The organism is Kitasatospora sp. NPDC094028, assembly GCF_049543595.1.
Taxonomy (GTDB): Bacteria; Actinomycetota; Actinomycetes; order Streptomycetales; family Streptomycetaceae; genus Kitasatospora.
The window spans coordinates 17,518-37,395 of record NZ_JBMVFA010000055.1; the positions used below are offsets into that span (position 1 = coordinate 17,518).

A 19,878-nucleotide genomic window follows, 5' to 3' on the forward strand; every position below is an offset into this window, starting at 1 on the left:
CCTTCCCGGGACGTCGATCGGAACTCCGGGTCCTTGCGGCGGCGCTTGTGCAGGTTCTTGCCGAGCTCCAGGTCGCACGCGGCGATGCCGTACTCGAAGAAGCAGGCGTTGATGAAGTTCCACAGCGGCTGGCCGAGGTGGAACGGGTGCCACTTCTGGTCCTCGTCGACGCGCATGATGCCGTAGCCGAGGTCGCTGTGGGAAGCCGCCGGGCCACTGCGCGCGTTCGGCGTCCGGGGCGACGCCGACGAGGCGCTCGCAGGGCGTCGACCTGCGCTTCGCCCGGGAAGGCCTGCTTCCCGGTCAGGCGGATATCGCGCGCGGCCTCTACCCCCGCATCCGCCGCAGTGGCGCCGCAGGCGGAGTTCGCCCCCGGCCGGCAGACGCACGGCAAGGACGGCGCACGGCTCGACTGGTACACCCGTGGCCTGCGCACCGCCGTCCAGTGACGGTCGGCGGCGGTGGAACGGCCCGTAGGTCAACCGGATGTGACACACCACCACCCGACCGCGGAAGCGTCAGGAAGACGTGGTCGGCGCTTCGCTGTTCTGGCCGTTGAGCCGGCTGTTGAGGTCTCGGTCCTGCGCGAGGTCCGCGAGGAGACCGGGGCGGGTCGGCGTCCAGCCGAGGGCGTCGCGAGTGATCTGGCTCGAGGTCGGATTGTCGAGCCCGGCGAACATGCTGAAGTGACCGAAGTGCTGCTGAAGCTCCTGGCTCGTGATGGTGCGGACCGGGATGTCGAGGTGACGACCGATCAGCTCCGCGATCTCGCGGATCGTGATGCCCTCTTCCGCGACGGCGTGCACCCGCGTACCGGCGGCCGCGGACTCGAGCGCGAGGCGGTAGAGGCGGCCGACGTCGCGCACATCGGTGGACGGCCAGCGATTGTTGCCCGCGCCGGCGTAGCCGGAGACGCCCGTCGCACGGGCGATCGCGATCAGGTCCGAGACGAAGCCGTACCGCCCGTCGCCGTGCACGGCGGGCGGCAGACGAACGACCGACGATCGCACGCCGTCGCCGGCAAGGGCGATGACGGTGTTTTCGGCATCGATTCGCAGACCGCCGGGGCGGGTGTCGTGCTCGGTCAGCTGCCCGCCGAAGCCCGCGAGCGCGAGTGCACCGGTCGCATTGGTGCCGACGAAGGGCTTGCCCGTCCCGATCAGGGGGGTGCTCATCGCCGCGATCGCCCGCAGATCCGCCTCGACGGCTTCCGTCATGTTCCCCGACTGCTGCATGTCGTGCTTGAACGCGAGGTGGATGACGCCGTCAGCCTGGTGAGCCGCGGCGGCCAGGCCCTTGAGGTCGTCGAGGTCTCCGCGGAACACCTCTGCGCCCAACGACCGGACGACAGCGGCCGAGCTGTCCGAACGGGCCAGGCCGATGACGCTGTGCCCGGCGGAGACGAGCTCGGGAATGACGGCTGAGGCCACGTGTCCGGAGGCTCCCGTGACGAAAACGCGCATCGCTTGACCCTTTCGATGACTTCGCCGAGGCGGCGAGCATGAGAGCGATTGCAGTGACTGCAATCACCGTAGCGCGTGACTGCAGTGACTGCAATCACTAGACTCGGCACCATGTCACGATGGGCACCCAACGCTGTCGACCGCCTCCAAGAGGCCGCCATCGACCTCTTCGAAGAACAGGGGTTCGACCGGACCACGGTCGCCGAGATCGCGGAACGGGCAGGCCTGACCGAGCGCACGTTCTTCAACCACTTCGCCACCAAACGCGAAGTCCTCTACGGCCCGCGCTCGTTGCGCCAGCAGCAGGTCGTCGGCCGCGAGATCGCGGAAAGCCCTGACGCGTCGGCACCGCTGGACGCCGTCGTGCGTGCCCTGCAGGTCGCCGCCGACGAGGTCTTCGAGGGGCTGCGCACGGCATCCATGCGCAGACGGAGGATCATCGCCGCCAGCCCCGAGCTGCAGGAGCGCGAGGAAGGCAAGCGAGCAGTGCTCACCGCCGTCATCGCCGAGGCCCTGCAAGGCCGCGGCCTGGAGCCCGACACCGCGCTCCTCACGGCTCGCGTCGGTGTCCTGGTACAGCAGACCGCCGAGCAACGGTGGGCGGAGCCGGCTGAGCGGCGACCGCTGCGGGACCTCCTCTCGGAGGCGCTGCTCACGCTTCGCACGATCGTAGATTGAAGCTTCAACCGCTGCCGGCGGCTACGCCGCGCTGACTCCCGGGAGACTCGATGGACGAGGCCAGGGGCACAATAGCTGTCCGTGAAGTGGCCGAAGGCGTTGTTCGATCACTCGGTGGGCTGGCTGCGCCGACACCGGGGGCGCCAGCCGGCCGGCCTGCCCTGCGGTCGGGGCAGGCCGGCCGGAGGAGACGGGAGGGTGCTTCCAGTAGAGCGCCCAGTCGTGTCGGTCGTGGTCTAACCGGTATGGGTCATGTCGAGGACGATCGGCCGCCGGTCCGGACCGCCGAGCGGGTGCCGGACGGGGCGGCCGGGCCGTGCTGGATGAGGTCCTCGATGCGGGCGGCGCCGGCCGGGGCGGTGGCGAGCAGCTCGGTGACGACGGCCACCGGGCTGGCGGGCCGCCGTGGTCACGGTGCTGCGAAGTCCATGCCTTCCTCGGGCTCGATGGCGCGGCCGTCTTGATGACCTGGGACAGGAGCCCCCGGACGTGGCCTCCAGGAATCCGGGAAACGCCTGCCTCGGTGCTGCCTCCGCACCGGTGGCGACCGGCCCATCCGGGGAGGCGTAGCCGCCCCGCCCCGGCCCCGTCCGCCGTCACCGCCCGCTACCGGCTGTCCGTTCGGCGTGGGGATGCCGGGCGGGCGGTGGCTCAGACGATCAGGACCCGGCGTCCCCGGGTGTGGCCGGCGCGGCTGTCGGCGTGCGCCGCTGCCGCCTCGGTGAGCGGGTACGACTTCTCGACCGGGATGTGGAGCCTGCCCCGGGAGATGAGGTCGAGGGCCTCGGCGAGCGCGTCCGGCACGCTCCCGGCCACGCCGGAGAACCGGACGCCCAGCTGCGGCGCGTCGAGGTCGGCGATGGAGACGACCTTGCGGGGGTCCCCGGTCAGTTGGACGAGTTCGCGGATCACGCCCGAGCCGGCCAGGTCGAGGGCCGCGTCGACCGGGCCCAGGTGCCGCACCCGTTCGACCCAGCCCTCGCCGTAGGTCGTGGCGAGGGCACCCAGGCCGCGCAGATAGTCCTGGTTCGCGGCCCCGGCCGTGCCGATCACCGTGATGCCGCGCTCGCGGGCGATCTGCAGCACCGCCGACCCGACGCCGCCGGACGCACCGCTGACCAGCAGCGTCTGCCCGGGCCGCACGGCGACCTCGCGAATGATGCGCAGCGCGGTCTCCACCACGGACGGGTACCCGGCCGCCTCCTCGAAGGTCAGTCCCGCGGGCATGCGGGCCCAGGCCGACAGCACGGCGAATTCGGCGTACGTGTCGGCGCCTTCGCCGAACACGTGGTCGCCGATCTCGGCCCCTTCGACGCCCTCGCCGACCTCGTCCACCACCCCCGCGGCGTCCAGCCCGACCCCGGCGGGCAGCTCGACCGGATGGGCTCCCAGGACCTGGCCCTCCCGGATCCTCCAGTCGACGGGGTTCACACCCGCCGCCCGTACCGCGATGCGTATCCGGCCGGGGCCCGCGTGGGGCTCCTCGGCTTCCACCAGTTGCAGGACCTCGGGACCGCCGAACTCGGCGAAGCTCACTTTCCTCATGCGGCCGAAGATAATCCTAACCGTTAGTGTTTCACAACGGTTATGGATTCGTACCTGGTAGTGTCAGGGCATGACCGAGCCGCCAGGGCGCCGCGAACGCAAGAAGGCCGCGACCCGCCAGAAGATCGCCGACACCGCGCTGCGGCTCTTCCTGGAGCGCGGCTACGACGCCGTGGGCATCCGTGACGTGGCGGCCGAGGCCGACGTGGCCGTCACCACGGTCTTCGCCCACTTCGCCTCGAAAGAGGCCTTGGTGTTCGAGCGCGACCAGGACTTCGAGCAGCGCCTCACACGGGCGGTCACCGACCGGCAACCGCACGAGCCGCTCATCCCCGCGCTGCACCGTGAGGTCCAGGCCCTGGTGCGGCACTGCACGGCGGAGGGCAGCGCCCCCGTCCGGCGCATGATCGAGGGATCACCCGCCCTGCGGGAGTACGAGGAGTCGATGAGCCTGCGTCACGCGCAGGCGCTGGCCGCCGCTCTGGCCGCCGACGCCCGCCTGTCCCGGAGTGGGACGGCCTGCCGGGCGACGGCGCGGTTCGCCATCGACGCCTACGCGCTGGCTTGCCAGGCGGACGATCCCGGGGCCACGGTGGACGAGGTCTTCCGGATGATCGAGGCGGCCTGGGAAGCCACCGCGCCCTGAGCCGGGGGCGCCAGCCCGCTGCGGCCGGGCCGGGGCGGGCACGCGGCACGTGCGGGGTGTCCAGGCGGCCGCTCCTGGCTAGGGCTACAGCTCCCAGGCTCCGCACCGGGCCCGGTCGCGGTCTGACTTGAGTGGCACCTCGGCGGTCACGCCCGGTCGGCAGGCCAGTTCACCTGCTGTGAGCTACGTCGGGGACCAGACCAACGGAAGCGAAGCCCAACCACCCCCGGCCGCACCGGCGCGCAGCGGGTTTGGCCACCTCCGCTCAGCTCGGAGGCTGTCAGCCTCGGGAAGGAGGCGCACGGCGCCATGGAGCGGCGTGAAACGCGACTCGTGCTCCCAGCGGTGCGTGAAGCGAGGAGGGGCGACGGTGGCCCGTCCACACACTCGGGCACTTACGAGGTTGTGAGCGAATCGGTCGGGGACATGTCGGCCGGAGGCTTCGGCTGATAACCCGTGCGGCTACCTCTAGGTCACGTCCGGTGACAGCCTTGGCCCACTGTCACGAGAGTTCAGTCTTCGTGGCGCCGAGAGCAGTTCAGCCCAAGGGCGGGGTTTCACAGCCACCGCTTTGCGGCCTCGACGCTGTCGCCACCGCTGGTGTTGAACGCGATCGCGGCACCTGGTGCATGTTGCCGGACCAGGTTCACGACCTGCTCGAAGAACGTCAGAGCAGGCTCCGGTTTGCGTATCCCGCCCCCGATGACGACGACGTCCCAGTCTCGTTCAGACAATGCTGAGACAACCGTGGACTCGGCTGATTCATCCGGCGCAATCAGCCCCATGGAAGCATCGATGGCATGTTCGCCAAAACGGGCCAGTTCCTTGTCCAGGACAGCGCGCATGGCGTCCCCGTCCATACCAGGCACTGCGTGAGGGTCGAAACCAAGAACGAGAACGGAAGGCATGCCCCGTATGACGATCAGCCAACCGTGTCCGTTCCCGCTGCATGAAGGTGCCGTCCGGGTGGCGCGGGCGTGCGCTCAGTGGTGGCCGAGGTGCTGCGCGTCGGGCCAGATGCCGTCTGTGGGCATGTCCAGCCGGTCGGTCAGCGGACGCCGCCAGTCCGGGGTGGTGGTGGGCTCGCCCCAGTAGTCCGTGACACGAATCGCTTTGCCGTCCTGTAGGTCCGCGATGCTGACGTTGCGGTAGAGCCGGCCGTCGCCGTAGTCGCAGGTCCATTCGACGACGATCACGTCGCCGCTCGGGTGGAGGCGGCGGCCTACCGCGAGGGTCAGTTCGGGGAAGTTGCCCTCGACTTCGCCGACGAGCTTGCTGGTGCGTACTACCTCGCCCATCTGGGGCCATTGACGTTCGACGTCGTCGGCGAGCGGAACGCCGAGGATGTAGGCCAGTCGGGTGTGTCCGTTCGATTCTGTGGTCGGCTCGTTCACGGCGCCGCTTCCCTTCCGGATGTGTCTTCGGCGGCCTGGACCTTGGCCAGGCCGCCGTCGAGGTCGAACGGAGGGAAGGGCGGGCGGGTGTCGGTCATGGCGGAACTGTCCTTCACGGTGCGCTGGGCCGGTCGGTCAGCGGCGGGTTGTCGGGGGCTGCGGTGACGGTGTCGGCCTGCAGCGGCAGGAGGCGGCCGGCCACCAGGTGCCGGGGAAGGAAGTGGACGCGGCGGCCGGTGCGGTCGTCGTCGCCGGGGATGCCGGTGCGGGTCCATTCCAGGGCCGCCCGGCCGGACAGGTGCAGGGTCCGTCCGGTGGCGAAGTCGCCGAAGAGCAGCGCGGCCGTCGGGTCGGCGTTGAGGTTGCCGAGGGTGTTGAACATGTTGTTGCCCTGGTAGTCGGGCCACCACAGGTGACCGTCCTCGACGCGGACGAATCCCGGCGGTCCCCCGCGGTGTGAGGCGTCGTTGCCGCGGGTGGGGTGGGTGGTGCCGATCAGGAAGGTGTCGGACCGGCCGATCAGGTCGATGTCATCCCGCGTGAGGATGCTGCCGTGCCGCACCGGCTCGGCGCCGGGCGCGCGGACGGGCGTGGCGTGGAGGTGCCGGCGCTGGATGTACTGGGGGCAGTTGCCGTACGCCTGCTCCACTTCGATGCGCAGCCCGTCACGGCCGGCGGCGGACAGGATGCCGTTGAGCCGGACCCTTCGGCGGGTGGCGAATTCGACCGTGATCAGCCCGACCGGCTGGTGGGCCGCCAGGTGCTGGAGCGGGTCGCCCACGGCGGGCAGGGCTCGCACCTCGAGTGCCGTCGGCGAGGCGACCTGGAGGAACCCGGGCGGGCCGGCGAGCGGGGAGATCCACAGCGCGCCGTCGGCGTCGCGGGCGGTGACCGCCGCGAAACTCCTGTCCGCCAGGAACCGGCTCACGCCGCCGTCCAGCCGGGCGGGGGCCAGCATGCCCGCGAGGCGGGCCGCGGCCCTGGCAACGCCCGCCCGGGCCTGCACGGCCAGCTCTCCCTCGTGGAAGCCCGCAGGAACGTTGCGCACCGGGTTCGTCATGGAGATTCCTTCCCCAGCTGCCGAAGACGCCGACGGATGGCGATGGTGTGGCAACCGGTCCGGCCCCCGGTCGGGGGCGGGGCCGGGCCGGCGGAGCGGCTCGGCCCGGGTCAGACCGCGGCGCGCAGCGGGACCACGGGCCAGTCGTTGTCGACCTTGGCGAGGGTGTTGAAGTAGTTGGTCAGGACGTTCAGGGCCAGGTGGCCGACGACCTCGCCGATCTCCTCGTCGGTGGCCCCCGCGTCCCGGGCGGCCTGCAGGACGGTGTCGTCCACCTGGCCCCGGCCGCGGGCGATGGCATCGGAGAGGGTCAGCAGCGCCTGGATGCGCGGGTCGGACGACGTGGCGTCGCGAGCCGCCTCCAGTTCGGGGGTGTCGACCTTGGCGAGGTTGGCGCCGATGTAGGTGTGCGCGGACAGGCAGTACTCGCAGCCGTTGTACTCGGCGGTGGCCACCGCGAGGCGCTCGCGCACCGGGGCGGGCAGCGCACCGCCCCGGTGCGCCGCTCAGGGCCAGGTAGCCCTGGAGCAGGGCGGGGCTGTTGGCCATCGCCTTGGTCATGTTCGGGGTCAGGCCGAGGGCCTTCTGCACATCGGCCAGCAGTTCGGCGGCCCTGCCGGTGGCGGTGGCGGGCTCGACGGGGGCGAATCCGGTCATGAGGGCAGCACTCCTTCGCTCGTCCGATCCTGACGCTTGGATGCGGCAGCAACCGTTAGAACCACCATGGCACTCGCCTTTCGCCCTGTCAACGGATAGATAGGGCTGCAACCATTAGAAGTGCGGTAGCCTCGGTGGCATGGACACCAACGCCCCCCTGCTCGGCGAGCCGCTGCCCGTGGAGCTGATGAACACCATCTGGGCCGACCGGGACGGCGTGCACGACGCACTACGCGACCCGGACGACACCCGGGCCTGGCTGTGTGCCGTCTCCGCCCGCACCGACCTGATAGCCGAGGGCGATCTCGACGCCCTCGACGCGCCCGACCTCGACCGCCTCCGGGACCGACTGATCGGCCTGCGCGACGCGTTGCGCAGGCTCGCCGCCGAGGCCACCGGGGACCCCCGCCCGGCAGCCGGGTCCGACACCCGTGAACTCGACGAAGCCGTGACCGTGCTCAACGAGACTGCCGGCGACACCCCGCACTGGTTCACGCTGTCCTGGACGCCCGGCCGGGAGCCCTCGCGTCACGCCCGAAGCGGTGGACAGGCGGCCTCCGCCGCCGTCTCCGCCATCGCCGGGGAAGCCATCGCGCTGTTCAGCCAGGACAGCCGTCGCCAACTGCGAGCGTGCCTGGCACCGGGGTGTGTTCTCTACTTCCTCAAGGCCCATCCCCGCCGGGAGTGGTGCTCCGCAGACTGCGGCAATCGCGCCCGCTCCGCCCGCCACTACCAGCGGCACCGCCAGAGTGCCGTCTGACGTCTGCTCACACACACGGGCCGGCCCGGAGGCTGCCGCCTACTTCAGCATGATCTTGCGAGGAACCCCGGCCGTTTACGGCCGGGAGGAATCGCGTCCCTGGCTCGGAGGCGCGAAGCGCCGGAGTTCTCTGCGTCTCCAGGGCGCGGTCAGGTAGGCCGCTTCTGGTTCTCGATGTACTCCTTGATGACGGCCAGGGGCGCGCCTCCGCAGGACGCGGCGAAGTAGCTGGGGGACCAGAAGTGTTCACCCCAAAGGTACTTGCGGATGTGGGCGGGGAACTCCTGGCGGAGCCTGCGAGCAGAGACGCCCTTGAGTGAGCCGACGAGCCGGGAGAGGGCGACCTTGGGCGGGTAGTGCACGAGCAGGTGGACATGGTCCTTCTCTCCGTTGAACTCGACCAGTTCCGTTCCGAAGTCGGCGCATACGTCGCGCATGATCTCTTCGCAGCGCCGCAGGATCTCGTCGGTGAACGGTCCGCGCCGGTACTTGGGTGTGAAGACCAAGTGGGCGTGGAGGGTGCAGACGACTGTGCGACCCCTGCGGATGTGGGGGTTTGGTTCCCATCGCGGTGACACAGGGCAATGATACGGTTACGCCCGTGAAGCTCGTGACGCAGGTGAAGCTGCTGCCGGATGCCGACCAGGCCACCGCGCTGCGCTCCACGCTGCGCACGGTCAACGACGCCGCATGCTGGGTGTCCGCCGTGGCGTTCGAGCGCGGTGTGCCGCGCGAGTACGAGCTTCGGAAACACACCTACTCCGAGTTGAAGGCGCGGGGGCTGGGAGCGCAGGCCGCCCAGCATGTGATCAAGAAGACCCGTGACGCCTACACCGCGTTGAAGGCGAACATCCGCGCCGGAAACCTCGGCAAGCCGGCTTCCAAGCGCCGGATCAAGGCCGAGTCCAGGCCGATCACGTTCCGTCCCGACGCGGCCCAGCCGTACGACGACCGGTGCCGTGCGACATGAGGTCGCATTTCTATGAGTGGTGCGAACCACGGGAAAGGAGTAATTGGGACGCACTCCGGCCAGTGTCCATGGTCGGTCCCCGCGTTCACATGCGCCTCTGGTAACGGAGGGGTGTGAAGCTGAACGTTCAAGCCCAAGGCCTCCCAGTCGTCAGGAAGGGACAGGTGAGGGGAAGTGCGGAAGGGTGAACGAAGTGAACCTACGCATAAAGTCTCGTGATCGTCAGCCCAGATAGACGACTGCAACACTGGGTGCAAGGCCCGGTGCTGAAAGGCACCGAATGACCTCCGGGGGGCAACACCGGGGGGCGGACACCATTGGCCTCGGGGCAAAGTAGGCACCCGACCCGCACGTATCCCAGGAATGCGGAACATGGAAACCCCATTGGGGTCCAGGAACTGACCTGGTAAACCGGACGCAAGGAAGGTGAATCCCCAGCGGGCACAGGAAGACCCAAGAAGCGAATGCCAGCGACCGAAAGGTAAGAGGAAAGCGTGAGCCTCCCGAACTTACGTATAACTCGCTGGATAGGGTCATACCCAATCGGAAACGGTGCTGACGTGGGTCTGGTGAGCCTGTGAAGACCGAAAGCAAGAAACCCGCACATGAGGGCAAGTTGGACGACCTGAGAGGGTTGAACGGACCGAATGGCACTCCGGGCGCTACGTGGCACGGCATTGACTGGGCAACGGAAGAACGGAATGTACGGCGACTTGGACAGAGGATCTTCAAGGCAACGCAGGACGGGGATCTGAAGAGAGTCAGAAACCTGCAAAAGCTCATGCTGCGGTCGAAGAGCAACACGCTGGTGAGCGTGAAGCGAGTCACGCAGGTGAGCGCGGGGCGCAAGACAGCCGGTGTTGACGGGGAGATCGCACTCACCCCGGAACAAAGGGGCAGGCTGACAGGAGAGATCCTGTCGAGACATGAGCCCTGGAAAGCCCGACCTGTCAAGCGCGTGTACATCCCCAAGAGCAATGGGAAGCTGCGGCCACTCGGTATCCCGGTCATCCGGGACCGGATCATGCAGGCCAGAGTGAAAAATGCTCTGGAACCCGAATGGGAGGCACGCTTTGAGCCACGCTCCTACGGCTTCCGGCCGGGGAGAGGGTGCCATGACGCCATCTCGATCATCCACAACACGCTGGCAACGACCAACACCAAGCGGACGTGGGTGCTCGACGCGGACTTGGCGGCGGCCTTCGACCGCATCAATCACGAACACCTGATGACCAGTATCGGAGGCTTCCCCGGTCGGGGACTCATCCGACAGTGGCTGAAGGCGGGGGTGATGGAACAGGGCCGATTCTCGCCCACGAGGGAGGGAACTCCCCAGGGAGGGGTCATCAGCCCGGTTCTGCTGAACATTGCACTTCACGGGATGGAGACGGCGGCCGGCTGCTCCTACTACCAGGGCGTGAGCAAAAATCTCAGGCTCAAAGTAGGGAGTCCGGCACTTGTGAGGTACGCCGATGACTTCGTGGCGCTGTGTCACTCGAAGGAGGAGGCGGAAGGCGTCAAGGTCAAACTTGCCGCATGGCTTGAACCGCGTGGTCTGCGGTTCAATGAGGAAAAGAGCCGTATCGTCACAATCGACGACGGGTTTGATTTCCTCGGCTTCACGGTCAAGCGGATGAAGAACGGCCAGGTTCTCGCCGCACCGAGCAAGGAGTCCGTCAAGAGGATGAGGGATCGCATCCGCCAGGAGATCCAGCATATGCAGGGATCGAATGCGGCTGCCGTCATCAAGAAGCTCAGGCCAGTGATCACAGGTTGGGGGAACTACCACCGCAAGGTGTCCGCGAAGCGGACGTTTACCGAGCTGGATCACTACATCTGGGTTGCTCTCTTTCGATGGGGGCAGAGACGACACCCCAACAAGCCGAGTGGCTGGGTGCGGAAACGCTACTTCGGCAGGTTCAATAAGGCGCGCAACGACAACTGGGTCTTCGGGGATCACAACTCCGGGGTATCCCTGCCGAAGTTGGCGTGGCTTAAGATCGAGTACCACAAGCCAGTGGGGGGCAGGGCGTCGCCGTTTGACCCCGCCCTCGCCAAGATGTGGGAAAATCGGCGACGCAACCAGAAACCCGCCCTCAACAAGCGGAATCTGGCCCTCTGGGAGAAACAGAGGGGGCGCTGCCCGGAATGCAAGCAATGGCTGATCGGGGATGTGGAATACGACCTGGAAAGCCCATGGCTCAGCATTCAGGACGCTGCCATACAGCTGCGGGGAGGCGGCCTGAACAGGCATCACCTCACGTATCGCAGCCGAGGCGGTGGCGACGAGGTCACGAACCTGGTCCTCATTCACGCAGAATGTCATCGCCAGCACCACGCGAATGACAAGCTGGCTCGAAGGTCTGCGTAGCCCTTGTGGCTTGCTTGAGCCGTGTGCGGTGAGAGTCGCACGCACGGTTCTGAGGGGGCCGGGGTGCAGCAATGCACCCCGGCTACCCGACTGTCCTGGCAGTACGACGCCGGAACGGTGTCGATCTGGACCACGGCCGGACGGCTCAAGAACGTCCGCTTCTCCTGCTCCGCCGACGCGCTCAAGACGCTCCGCGGGCACCGCAAGGGCGAGAGCGACCTGATCGAACGCGACCGCGAGTTCTACCTGATCGCCGTCTGCGATGTGCCTCAAACGCCACTGAACGAGAACCCGGACGGGTTCATCGGCGTGGACCTGGGCATCGCCAACATCGCCACCACCTCAACCGGTTACCGTGCCGCCGGGCGCGGCCTGAACCGGCACCGCAAGCGGCAGCTCGACCTGCGCAAGAAGCTCCAGGCCAAGGGAACCAGGTCCGCGAAGCGGCTGCTCAAGAAGCGTGCCCGCAAGGAAGCCCGGCACAGCGCCAACGTCAACCACATCGTCTCCAAGACCATCGTCACCACCGCTGAACGCACCGGCTCCGGTATCGCCCTCGAAGACCTCACGGGCATCCGCAGCCGGGTACGGCTCCGCAAGGACCAGCGGACCACGGTGCACTCGTGGAGCTTCCACCAGCTCGGTACCTTCCTTGAGTACAAGGCACGCCGGGCCAGGGTGCCGCTGGTGTACGTCGATCCGGCGTACACCAGCCGGCAATGCTCCCAGTGCCACCACACCGAGCGGAAGAACCGCGTCGATCAAGCAACGTTCGCGTGCCGGTCCTGCGGAACCGTCATGCACGCGGACGACAACGCGTCCCACAACATCGCCCGCAAGGGCCAGGAAGTGTGGACCGCGGGGCGTGAGTCACGCGTCCCAGAGCCGGCCTGACGGCAGCTCTCAGACGTGGGAGGCCACGCGGCAGCCAGCCGCGCCCTACCCACAAGCCCGGTCGTTCACGACCGGGTCAAGTTGACAACCTTGAGCAATTCCTGTGCCAAGGCGCCGGCGGAGGCCGGATTCTGTCCGGTATACAGGTTTCGGTCGACCACTGTGAACGGCTTCCACATCTCGCCGCGCTCGAACTGCACCCCGAGCTCCTTCAGCTCGTCCTCCAGCAGCCAGCGGGCTCTGGAGGCCAGCCCGACGGCGTCCTCCTCGTCGTTGGTGAAGGCCGTGACCCGGTAGCCGGCGAACGGGGAGACCCCGCGCACCCTGGTGGCCAGCATCGCGGCGGGGGCGTGGCAGACCACCGCGAGCGGCTTGCCCGAGGCGAGCGCCGCGGTCAGCAGCCGGCCCGCGTCGGCGTCGAGGCACAGGTCCTCCATGGGGCCGTGGCCGCCGGGGAAGTAGACGGCGTCGTAGTCCTCCAGGCGGGCGTCGGCCAGTTGGATCGGCCGTCGGAGCTCCTCCGCGGACCGGATGATGCCCTCCAGGTCCAGGGCGGCCTGGGCGCCGCCCGCCATGTCGGGGCGCAGGCTCATCATGTCGACGCTGGGGACCACCCCGTGGGGCGTGGCCACCACGACCCGGTGGCCGGCGTCCGTGAGGGCCTTGTACGGGGCCGCGAACTCCTCGGCCCAGTAGCCGGTGGCGTGCCGGGTGCCGTCCTTGAGCGTCCAGTAGGGGGATCCGGTCAGCACGAACAGTAGTTTCGCCATCGTTGATCACTCCTGTGTCCGGGTTCGCGGCCCGCGCCCGCACCGCGGAACCGCTGTCTCCTGGCCACGATCCCGCAGGAAACGGTCACTCGCACCCGCCCGGCCCTCGGGGCGCCGGCCGGATCAGCGGGTGCGTTCGTAGTGGCGGCGTGCCTTTTCGCGGTTGCCGCAGACGGCCATCGAGCACCAGCGGGCGCGGTTCGCGCGGCTGCGGTCGAGCAGGAACAGCCGGCACTCGTCGTTGGCGCAGGAGCGCAGTCGGCCGGGCAGTTGCTCCTCGATGGCGGCCCAGGCAAGGACCACCTCGACGGCCAGCCGGGCATGCGGAGGAGTGTCGACCGTCCACCGAAGGCCGTCCGCGGTGAACTCCGGAATCCGGTGGACCCCTTCGAGCAGCGGGCCCAGTGCGGTAAGCGGGCATTCTCCGCGCACGACGTCCCGCAGGACGTCCCGTGCCTCGCGCAGCAGTGCCAGTTCGGCGGGGCTGCCGTCGCCGCCGTGCTCCCGTGCCCAGCGGGTGCCCGTGGCCGGGTCGCCGAGCGCGTCCTGCTCCTCGCCGTTGACGAGCGGTCTGCTGTTGAGCAGGTCCAGCAGGGTGTCGGGTGCTGGGCTGAGGCGCAGCCGGGCGGGTGCGGGCAACTGCAGGCCGCCGCTGGCGCTTCGTCAGCCAGCTCCCATTCGGCGCTCTCGGTCTCGGGCGGGTCGTCCGGCTCGGGCGCCGGTCGCAGGGCCGCCGGCGTTGGCGCCCGGTCCGCAACCGACGTCGGGAACGGGGCCGGCGCAGGACGACCGGTCCGCGCTGGTCGTCACGGTGCGGCGCCGTGACCCGGTGCCCGTCGTTCCTCGGTGGCGCGGGCGGCCCGCCTGACGCGACGGAGCTTGAGGGCGAAGGCCAGTGCGGAGGCGGCGAAGAGCACGGCGGTGATGGCCAGCCACCGGCCGAGGTAGACGCCTTCGGGCAGTCGTGCGGCATCGGGGTAGGGGATCGACAGGTCGAAGATGAGAGGGAACCAGACGAGCAGCAGCACGCCGGCGAGGAAGGTGGGCACGCGCAGGTAGTTGATCCACGGCACCTGCGGTACGCGGGTCGCGCGGTGCCGCAGGACAGCCTGAGCCGACAGGTCGGCGAGCGCGTACAGGGGCAGCAGGATCAGGTCGTGGAGGACCGCCGCGCCGACGAACCAGATCGCGACCTCGAGCGGGCGGACGGCGAACAGGCGCACCAGGGCGTAGCCGGTGACGGCGAACGAGGCGATCAGGACGAGCAGGTGGAGGGGGCTGGAACCGTACCAGCGGACGAGGCGCGTCACAGTCAGGTCCTGAAGGTGAGCCGGTGCACCCACTTGGTGTTGTTCACACCGGGGTTGGCCGGGACAATGATGCGGGCCGGGTAGCCGTGGTCGAGCGAGAGTTCGGCGCCGTTGACGTGCAGGGCGAGCAGCGATCGGGAGTCGTGGATCTGGTTGGCCCGCAGTACCACCGAGCTGTTGGGGCCGGCTGGTTGGACGGACTCCACCAGGACGCTCCCGGCGTCGGGCAGGCCCGCCAGGGCGGCGAGGTCGGCCAGCCGAAGGCCGCTCCAGTGCTGGTCGGAGGTGGACCATCCCTCCACGCAGGCGATCGGCAGTGCGGCGGCGTACTGGGGCATCGCGAGGAGCTGTGCGCGGGTGAGGACGATCGTCGCTCCGGGGCCGTGGAGCTCCAGCCGCCAGTCGGGGCCGACGTGCGCGGGGGTGACGCCGACGGCCGCGGCGGTCTTGTTGATCTGGAAGCCGTTCGGGCCGCTGCCCGGGGCACGGTTGTGCGGCGCGAGAAGGGCGGTGCTCCGCAGCCGGCCGCCGATGCTCTGTCCCGCGGTGACCACCAGGAGGAGCAGCGAGCCGCCGCCCACCATGGCGAGCGCGCCGCGCCGGCTCATGCTCGGCACCGCGGGGGCGGTCGGGACCAGGCCGTCGGGGTCGGGTGGCTCCGGCCGGGTGTCGTGGAGGCCGGTGCGCAACTCCGTCAGCGGGTTGCGGGAGCGCAGGGCGCGGGTCATCCGGCCGAGTTTGAGGCTCACGTGGACGATGAAAGCCGCGATGAACACCCAGGCGCCGTAGAAGTGCAGGGTGTAGAAGGAACCCGGGAAGACGTAGTAGAGCTGGATGTTGAGGATCCCGGTGACGAACTCGAAGACGGCCCCGCCCACCAGCGCCAGCAGCGACAGCCGCTCCAGCGCGTGGGCGGCGCTGCGGGCCGGCGGCCACTCGAACAGCTTCGGGATCACCGACCACAGTTTCGCGAGCACCACCGGCACCAGGACCACGCCGAGGGTCACGTGCACGCCCTGGGTGAGCCGGTAGAGCCAGTAGGGACGTGTGGGCCAGTCGAAGAGGTAGAAGCCCAGCAGGCCCTTGTCCGGCGTCTGGTCGTTGGGAACGCCGAGGCCGGGGTTGTAGGCGGCGTAGGACAGCGCGCCGGTCACGAAGAGGACCGGGATGCCGATCAGCAGCACCAGACCGAACACCGAGGTCAGCCAGGGGCCGCGGATCGGGCTGCGCCAGAAGCCGGGACGGAACGGCCCCGGGGGCGGAGGAGTCTGCTCGACCCGCCGCACGAGGGCCCGGGCACGAGCGGCCCCCTTGGTGGCTCGCACCGCCGCAGCAGCGCGAACGCGCTCGAGGCGCCCCGGCGTGTGCTTCTCGTCCGGTCTCGGGCGCTGCGGCCCGTCGGAACCCGGGGCCGGCGGCCGTCCGCTGCTGCCCATCCGTCGTCTCCTTGTCCGCGTGTCGAATTCTCGAAGGGGCGGATCGAACCTCACCGCCCCGTCAGTTGTCGTCGCCTGTTCGTACCCGTGTCGTCGACGTCTGCCTGCGATAGGCGCGCGTAGCGCGGTTTCAACCGGCCCGTACGGGACGCTACTCGGCGGGCCGCACGCGTTGGAGGATTGCGGTGCTTAAGGAAGCATGACGGCCGATCCGTGCGTCAACCGCGTGCGGGGCCTGCACCCCCGATGACATGACGTGTCGTCAGTGACGCGATGTCCGCCTCCGCCTCGACGGCCGAGTCCTGCAACCGCGCCGACCGGGCGGCCCACCGGGGCCGGGCCGAGGCACCGCACTGAAGGACCTGGCTGAACCCGCCGCCCCGCCCTGGCGCACCGTCAGGCGGCACCTCGCGCCGCGGACCGCCTGGTGGTGTCGTGCTGATGACTGTGGAATCATGCGGCGTCAGCGACCGACGTGGACGCGTGAGTTCCGGGGCGGGGCTGAACTGCGGGGGCATCATGGCGGTGGAGGGCGGGCTGCCTGCCGACGATGTCCTGGTCGAACGCCTCCTCGCCAAGGACGAGGACGTCTTCCGTCTGGTGATGGGCTCTTGGACGCCAGGGATGCTCCGCCTGGCCCGCGCATTCGTCACGACCAACGCCACGGCGGAGGACGTCGTCCAGGACACCTGGCTCGCCGTGCTGGGTGCCTTGGACCGCTACGAGGGCCGGTCCTCGTTGAAGACCTGGGTGTATCGGATCCTGGTGAACACGGCCAAGAACCGTGCCGCCAAGGAAGGCAGAACAGTACCGTTCGGCAGCCTGCTGCCCGAGGACGAGGGGCCGACCGTGCCCCCGTCCCGGTTCCGGCCCTCCGACGATCCTGTCCCCGGCCACTGGGTACCGGGCGGCAAGCCACAGCTCTGGCCGGGGCCGGAGGAACACGTCCTGGCCGGGGAGATCGGCCGGATCGTCGCCGCGGCGCTGGCCGAACTGCCCCAGCGGCACCGGCTGGTGGTGACCCTGCGCGACGTGGAAGGCTACGTATCGGAAGAGGTCTGCGAAATGCTGCAGATCTCTCCGGGCAACCAGCGAGTGCTGCTGCACCGCGGGCGCGCTGCCGTCCGGGGCAGACTGGAGGAGTACTTCTCCTCGGCCTCGGACACCACTGCCTCGACGGCGAAGGAGAGCGAGCGACGATGACCCGGATGAACTGCAATGAATTCGTCGAGCTGGTCACCGCCTTCCTCGACGGCGCGCTGGAGCCCGCGACCGAGGCCCGGTTCATCGAGCACATCGCCGCGTGCGACGGCTGCGACCGCTATCTCGACCAGATCCGGCAGACCGTCCAGGAACTCGGCGAACTCCCCCCGGACAGCCTCTCCGACGAAGCCCAGGACCGGCTGCTGACCGCGTTCCGCACCTGGCAGCGATGACGGACGCTCGGTCACGGTCGGGTGTCGACGGTCAGTGACGTGAAGCCGTGGAAGCCGAGGGCGGAGTTGTGGGTCGGCGGCACGTCGGCGCACACGCGCAGGTGGGGGAACCGGGTCAGCAGCGCGTGCAGGGCCATCGATGCCTGGACGCGGACGAGTGCGGCCCCGATGCAGCCGTGCGGTCCCGTGCCGAAGGACAGGTGCCGATTGGGCCTGCGGGTGAGGTCGAGCGTTTCGGGGTCCTCGAAGTGGGTGTCGTCCCGGTTGGCGGCGCCCACGTAGAGGAGCACGGGCTGGCCCTTCTTGATCTCGTTGCCCTTGTAGACGAAGTCCTCGGCCGCCATCCGACCGATGTACTGGACCGGGCTTCCGTGCCGGAGGAGCTCCTCCACCGCCTGTCTGCGGGTGCGGTCGCTCCGGGTGAGGAGGTCCCGTTGCTCGGGGTGGGACTCCAGCGCCCAGACGGCGTTGCCGATGAGATACCGCAGGGGTTCGAGACCGGCGAACATGAGGAGCATGGCCTGCGCGCAGGCTGCTTCGAGGCCGAAGGTGAATCCGTTGGTCCGCTCGCCGGCCAGCCTGGTGATCATGGTCGGGGTGCCGGTGCGGACGGCTTCGTCGGTACGGTCGCGCAGGTAGTCGGCGAACGCGCGGATGGACTGCTGCCCGCGGCGCAGGTCGTCCGTGCTGAGGACGCTTGCGCCGAAGAGGTAGGCGGTGTCGTCGGACCATTGGGCGAGTTGCCGGTGATCGGCCGCGGGAGCTCCCAGGAGTTCGGCGATGACGAGCGCGGGCAGCGGGCGGGCGAAGTCGCGGATGAGGTCCTGGCGGCCCTCCCAGCAGGCCAGCAGGGTGTCGATGGCGTTGCGGATGAGCGGGACGAAGACGTCACGGGAGTACAGATCACAGATCCTGTCCATGTGTTGGCGCCGGATCGCGTGCGGTCGCCCGTCGTAGAAGGCGACCCAGTTCTCCAGGACGGGCACGATATCGGCGAATTCGCGCTGTTGTTGGGGCGGCAGGGCCTTGAGCGGGAGCGTGGCCCGGTTGTTGGTCAGGCGCGGGTCGCAGAGCAGGTCGGCGACGTCCTGGTAGCGGAAGACGACCCAGGAGCCGCCGTACATGCTGGAGTGGTGGATGGGGTCGTGGCGGCGCATGAATGCGTAGGCGAGGTAGGGGTCGCGGATGAGTTCGGGGTTGCTGAGGGAGAAGGTGGAGGGGTCGAACGTGCTGCTGGCGGCCATGAGTGCCCTTCGTCTCGCGGGCGGCACCCGCTGGTTCGATCGATCGCGGGGGGGTGTGACGGGCCTGCCCGCCACCGGTGGTCAGGAGGGGGCTGCGCGGGCGAGGAGCCGCTGGGCGCTGGCGTGGCCGACCTGGTGGCTGCCGATCTGCTGGGCGGTCAGGCGGGCGACGTCGTCGGAGAGGCGGACGGGGTTTCCGGCGGCTTCGGCGAGCAGGCTGATGTGGCAGCAGGTGTCGAAGACGGTGAACCACCACACGGCCGCGTCCAGGGTTTCGGCGACGGCCACCAGTCCGTGGTTGCGCAGGATGACTCCCTTGCAGGTGCCGAGGGCGGCCGCGATCTGCTTGCCTTCGGCGCGGTCGAAGACGATGCCGGTAAAGTCGTCGAACAGCGTGTGGTCCTCGAAGAACGCGGTGTGGTCCTGGGTGATGGGCGCCAGCAGCTTGCCGAGGCTGGAGTAGGCGCGCCCGTAGGTCGTGTGGAGGTGGATGGCAGCGCGGATGTCGGGCCGGGCCGCGTGGATCTCGGCGTGGATGGCGAAGGCGGGGAGGTTGACGACCCCGCGGCCTTCGAGGGTGTTGCCGGTGGGGCCGTCGACCCGGATGAGCCGCTCGGGCTTGAGGTGGGCGAAGGACGGCGGCCCACGCAAGAAGGCAACACCGCCACCGCCGGCCGGTCGGGCTCACGCATCAACCGGTGCCGCTAGTCGGCGTCGGTCAGCGTGGATTCGGCGTTCTCCATGCGGCTCCTGCGCCAGCCGGCGCGGGCGCGCGGGTGGTAGCGGCGCAGGCGGGGCAGGCAGCTGAAGACCCCGTGGACGAGCCGGCCGGCCAGTCGGTGCCATCGTTCGTCCCGGGCGGTCCAGGTGAGGCCGAGGCGTTGGCGGATCACGGGTTCGTAGAGGCCGGTGGTGATCCAGATCAGGATCCGGGCGCAGAGCCGCCACGCCCGGTCCCACAAGGGGCGGGGAACCCACCGCAGGGGGTGGGGCCGCTCCAGGTCCCGGAGGTCGAGCACGTCCCGGGCCGCCTTGGTGTCCTCCAGGACGTGCGTGCACATGTGCTGCCAGTACGCCTGGAACGCCTCCCATGACTCGGGGACCGGTCGCATGGTCAGCCCGTACAGCCGGTACCAGCCAATGTGCTCGGTCAACGACCCGGGACTAAAGTCCCGGGCTTGAGGTTAACCATGTGTCCGATGAGTCGCCCCACCGGTGGTCACCTCGTCTCAGCAGCGCGAGGC

The 19,878-nt window shown here is 69.2% G+C and carries 22 protein-coding genes and 2 pseudogenes; 8 read left to right on the forward strand and 16 right to left on the reverse strand.

The features are described 5' to 3' along the window. Positions 1-5: 5 nt before the first annotated feature. A pseudogene (locus tag ACPC54_RS40235) lies at positions 6-197 on the reverse strand (acyl-CoA desaturase); the annotation flags it as partial. A 321-nt stretch (positions 198-518) separates the two neighbouring features. Next, positions 519-1,463 (reverse strand): SDR family oxidoreductase, encoded by a 945-nt coding sequence (locus ACPC54_RS40240; RefSeq protein WP_498972404.1) that lies wholly within the window; start codon positions 1,461-1,463, stop codon positions 519-521. 111 nt (positions 1,464-1,574) lie between these two features. Between ACPC54_RS40240 and ACPC54_RS40245 the strand changes: the two genes are divergently transcribed. Further along, positions 1,575-2,141, forward strand: coding sequence for a TetR family transcriptional regulator (locus ACPC54_RS40245; RefSeq protein ID WP_498972406.1), 567 nt, complete (start codon positions 1,575-1,577; stop codon positions 2,139-2,141). 250 nt (positions 2,142-2,391) lie between these two features. Here the strand turns inward: ACPC54_RS40245 and ACPC54_RS40250 are convergent, their stop codons facing one another. Further along, positions 2,392-2,529: a hypothetical protein gene (locus ACPC54_RS40250; protein ID WP_498972408.1), complete on the reverse strand. Its 138-nt coding sequence runs from the start codon at positions 2,527-2,529 to the stop codon at positions 2,392-2,394. 263 nt (positions 2,530-2,792) lie between these two features. Further along, on the reverse strand, positions 2,793-3,686 hold the full coding sequence (locus ACPC54_RS40255) for an NADP-dependent oxidoreductase (RefSeq protein WP_498972409.1): 894 nt from the start codon (positions 3,684-3,686) through the stop codon (positions 2,793-2,795). 70 nt (positions 3,687-3,756) lie between these two features. On the opposite strand from ACPC54_RS40255, the gene ACPC54_RS40260 reads away from it, so the two are divergent. Further along, complete coding sequence (locus tag ACPC54_RS40260; RefSeq protein WP_498972411.1) at positions 3,757-4,332, forward strand: TetR/AcrR family transcriptional regulator; 576 nt, start codon at positions 3,757-3,759, stop codon at positions 4,330-4,332. Between the two features lie 557 nt (positions 4,333-4,889). Here ACPC54_RS40260 and ACPC54_RS40265 read toward each other — a convergent pair. From ACPC54_RS40265 to ACPC54_RS40280, 4 genes are all read right to left on the reverse strand, one after another. Beyond that, positions 4,890-5,240 (reverse strand): hypothetical protein, encoded by a 351-nt coding sequence (locus ACPC54_RS40265; RefSeq protein ID WP_498972413.1) that lies wholly within the window; start codon positions 5,238-5,240, stop codon positions 4,890-4,892. Positions 5,241-5,315: 75 nt separating this feature from the next. Beyond that, entirely contained in the window at positions 5,316-5,726 is a 411-nt protein-coding gene (locus ACPC54_RS40270; RefSeq protein ID WP_498972415.1) for a nuclear transport factor 2 family protein, read from the reverse strand. 112 nt (positions 5,727-5,838) lie between these two features. Continuing rightward, positions 5,839-6,786: a pyridoxamine 5'-phosphate oxidase family protein gene (locus tag ACPC54_RS40275; RefSeq protein WP_498972417.1), complete on the reverse strand. Its 948-nt coding sequence runs from the start codon at positions 6,784-6,786 to the stop codon at positions 5,839-5,841. Between the two features lie 110 nt (positions 6,787-6,896). Further along, the gene (locus tag ACPC54_RS40280; RefSeq protein ID WP_498972419.1) at positions 6,897-7,259 is read right to left on the reverse strand and encodes a carboxymuconolactone decarboxylase family protein; all 363 of its coding nucleotides are present in this window, start codon (positions 7,257-7,259) and stop codon (positions 6,897-6,899) included. Between the two features lie 323 nt (positions 7,260-7,582). Between ACPC54_RS40280 and ACPC54_RS40285 the strand changes: the two genes are divergently transcribed. Then, positions 7,583-8,203: a CGNR zinc finger domain-containing protein gene (locus tag ACPC54_RS40285; protein ID WP_498972421.1), complete on the forward strand. Its 621-nt coding sequence runs from the start codon at positions 7,583-7,585 to the stop codon at positions 8,201-8,203. Positions 8,204-8,352: 149 nt separating this feature from the next. Here the strand turns inward: ACPC54_RS40285 and tnpA are convergent, their stop codons facing one another. Then, complete coding sequence (gene tnpA / locus ACPC54_RS40290) at positions 8,353-8,781, reverse strand: IS200/IS605 family transposase (protein ID WP_498972423.1); 429 nt, start codon at positions 8,779-8,781, stop codon at positions 8,353-8,355. A 23-nt stretch (positions 8,782-8,804) separates the two neighbouring features. On the opposite strand from tnpA, the pseudogene ACPC54_RS40295 reads away from it, so the two are divergent. From ACPC54_RS40295 to ACPC54_RS40305, 3 genes and pseudogenes are all read left to right on the forward strand, one after another. After that, positions 8,805-9,161 (forward strand): annotated as a pseudogene (locus ACPC54_RS40295) (RNA-guided endonuclease TnpB family protein); the annotation flags it as partial. A 589-nt stretch (positions 9,162-9,750) separates the two neighbouring features. After that, a complete protein-coding gene (ltrA, locus tag ACPC54_RS40300; RefSeq protein WP_498972425.1) occupies positions 9,751-11,544 on the forward strand; it encodes a group II intron reverse transcriptase/maturase in 1,794 nt (597 codons plus the stop codon). A 63-nt stretch (positions 11,545-11,607) separates the two neighbouring features. Continuing rightward, positions 11,608-12,438, forward strand: a complete 831-nt coding sequence (locus ACPC54_RS40305; protein ID WP_498972427.1) for an RNA-guided endonuclease InsQ/TnpB family protein — start codon at positions 11,608-11,610, stop codon at positions 12,436-12,438. Positions 12,439-12,503: 65 nt separating this feature from the next. On the opposite strand, the gene ACPC54_RS40310 is transcribed toward ACPC54_RS40305, so the two are convergent. From ACPC54_RS40310 to ACPC54_RS40325, 4 genes are all read right to left on the reverse strand, one after another. Continuing rightward, a complete protein-coding gene (locus ACPC54_RS40310; RefSeq protein ID WP_498972429.1) occupies positions 12,504-13,208 on the reverse strand; it encodes a type 1 glutamine amidotransferase domain-containing protein in 705 nt (234 codons plus the stop codon). A gap of 123 nt (positions 13,209-13,331) precedes the next feature. Continuing rightward, the gene (locus tag ACPC54_RS40315; protein WP_498972431.1) at positions 13,332-13,847 is read right to left on the reverse strand and encodes a CGNR zinc finger domain-containing protein; all 516 of its coding nucleotides are present in this window, start codon (positions 13,845-13,847) and stop codon (positions 13,332-13,334) included. A 167-nt stretch (positions 13,848-14,014) separates the two neighbouring features. Continuing rightward, complete coding sequence (locus ACPC54_RS40320) at positions 14,015-14,524, reverse strand: hypothetical protein (RefSeq protein WP_498972443.1); 510 nt, start codon at positions 14,522-14,524, stop codon at positions 14,015-14,017. Further along, entirely contained in the window at positions 14,521-15,843 is a 1,323-nt protein-coding gene (locus tag ACPC54_RS40325) for a molybdopterin-dependent oxidoreductase (RefSeq protein WP_498972433.1), read from the reverse strand. The genes ACPC54_RS40320 and ACPC54_RS40325 overlap by 4 nt, the downstream gene beginning before the upstream one ends. A 552-nt stretch (positions 15,844-16,395) precedes the next feature. Between ACPC54_RS40325 and ACPC54_RS40330 the strand changes: the two genes are divergently transcribed. Both ACPC54_RS40330 and ACPC54_RS40335 read left to right on the forward strand, forming a co-directional pair. After that, positions 16,396-17,157, forward strand: a complete 762-nt coding sequence (locus tag ACPC54_RS40330) for an RNA polymerase sigma factor (protein ID WP_498972445.1) — start codon at positions 16,396-16,398, stop codon at positions 17,155-17,157. A 5-nt stretch (positions 17,158-17,162) separates the two neighbouring features. Continuing rightward, a complete protein-coding gene (locus ACPC54_RS40335; RefSeq protein ID WP_498972435.1) occupies positions 17,163-17,390 on the forward strand; it encodes an anti-sigma factor family protein in 228 nt (75 codons plus the stop codon). An 11-nt stretch (positions 17,391-17,401) separates the two neighbouring features. Here the strand turns inward: ACPC54_RS40335 and ACPC54_RS40340 are convergent, their stop codons facing one another. The 3 genes from ACPC54_RS40340 to ACPC54_RS40350 form a co-directional block, all read right to left on the reverse strand. Next, entirely contained in the window at positions 17,402-18,634 is a 1,233-nt protein-coding gene (locus ACPC54_RS40340) for a cytochrome P450 (protein WP_498972437.1), read from the reverse strand. A gap of 81 nt (positions 18,635-18,715) precedes the next feature. Next, a complete protein-coding gene (locus tag ACPC54_RS40345) occupies positions 18,716-19,285 on the reverse strand; it encodes a class II aldolase/adducin family protein (protein ID WP_498972439.1) in 570 nt (189 codons plus the stop codon). Positions 19,286-19,338: 53 nt separating this feature from the next. Further along, positions 19,339-19,788 (reverse strand): oxygenase MpaB family protein, encoded by a 450-nt coding sequence (locus ACPC54_RS40350; RefSeq protein WP_498972441.1) that lies wholly within the window; start codon positions 19,786-19,788, stop codon positions 19,339-19,341. Positions 19,789-19,878 lie beyond the last annotated feature (90 nt).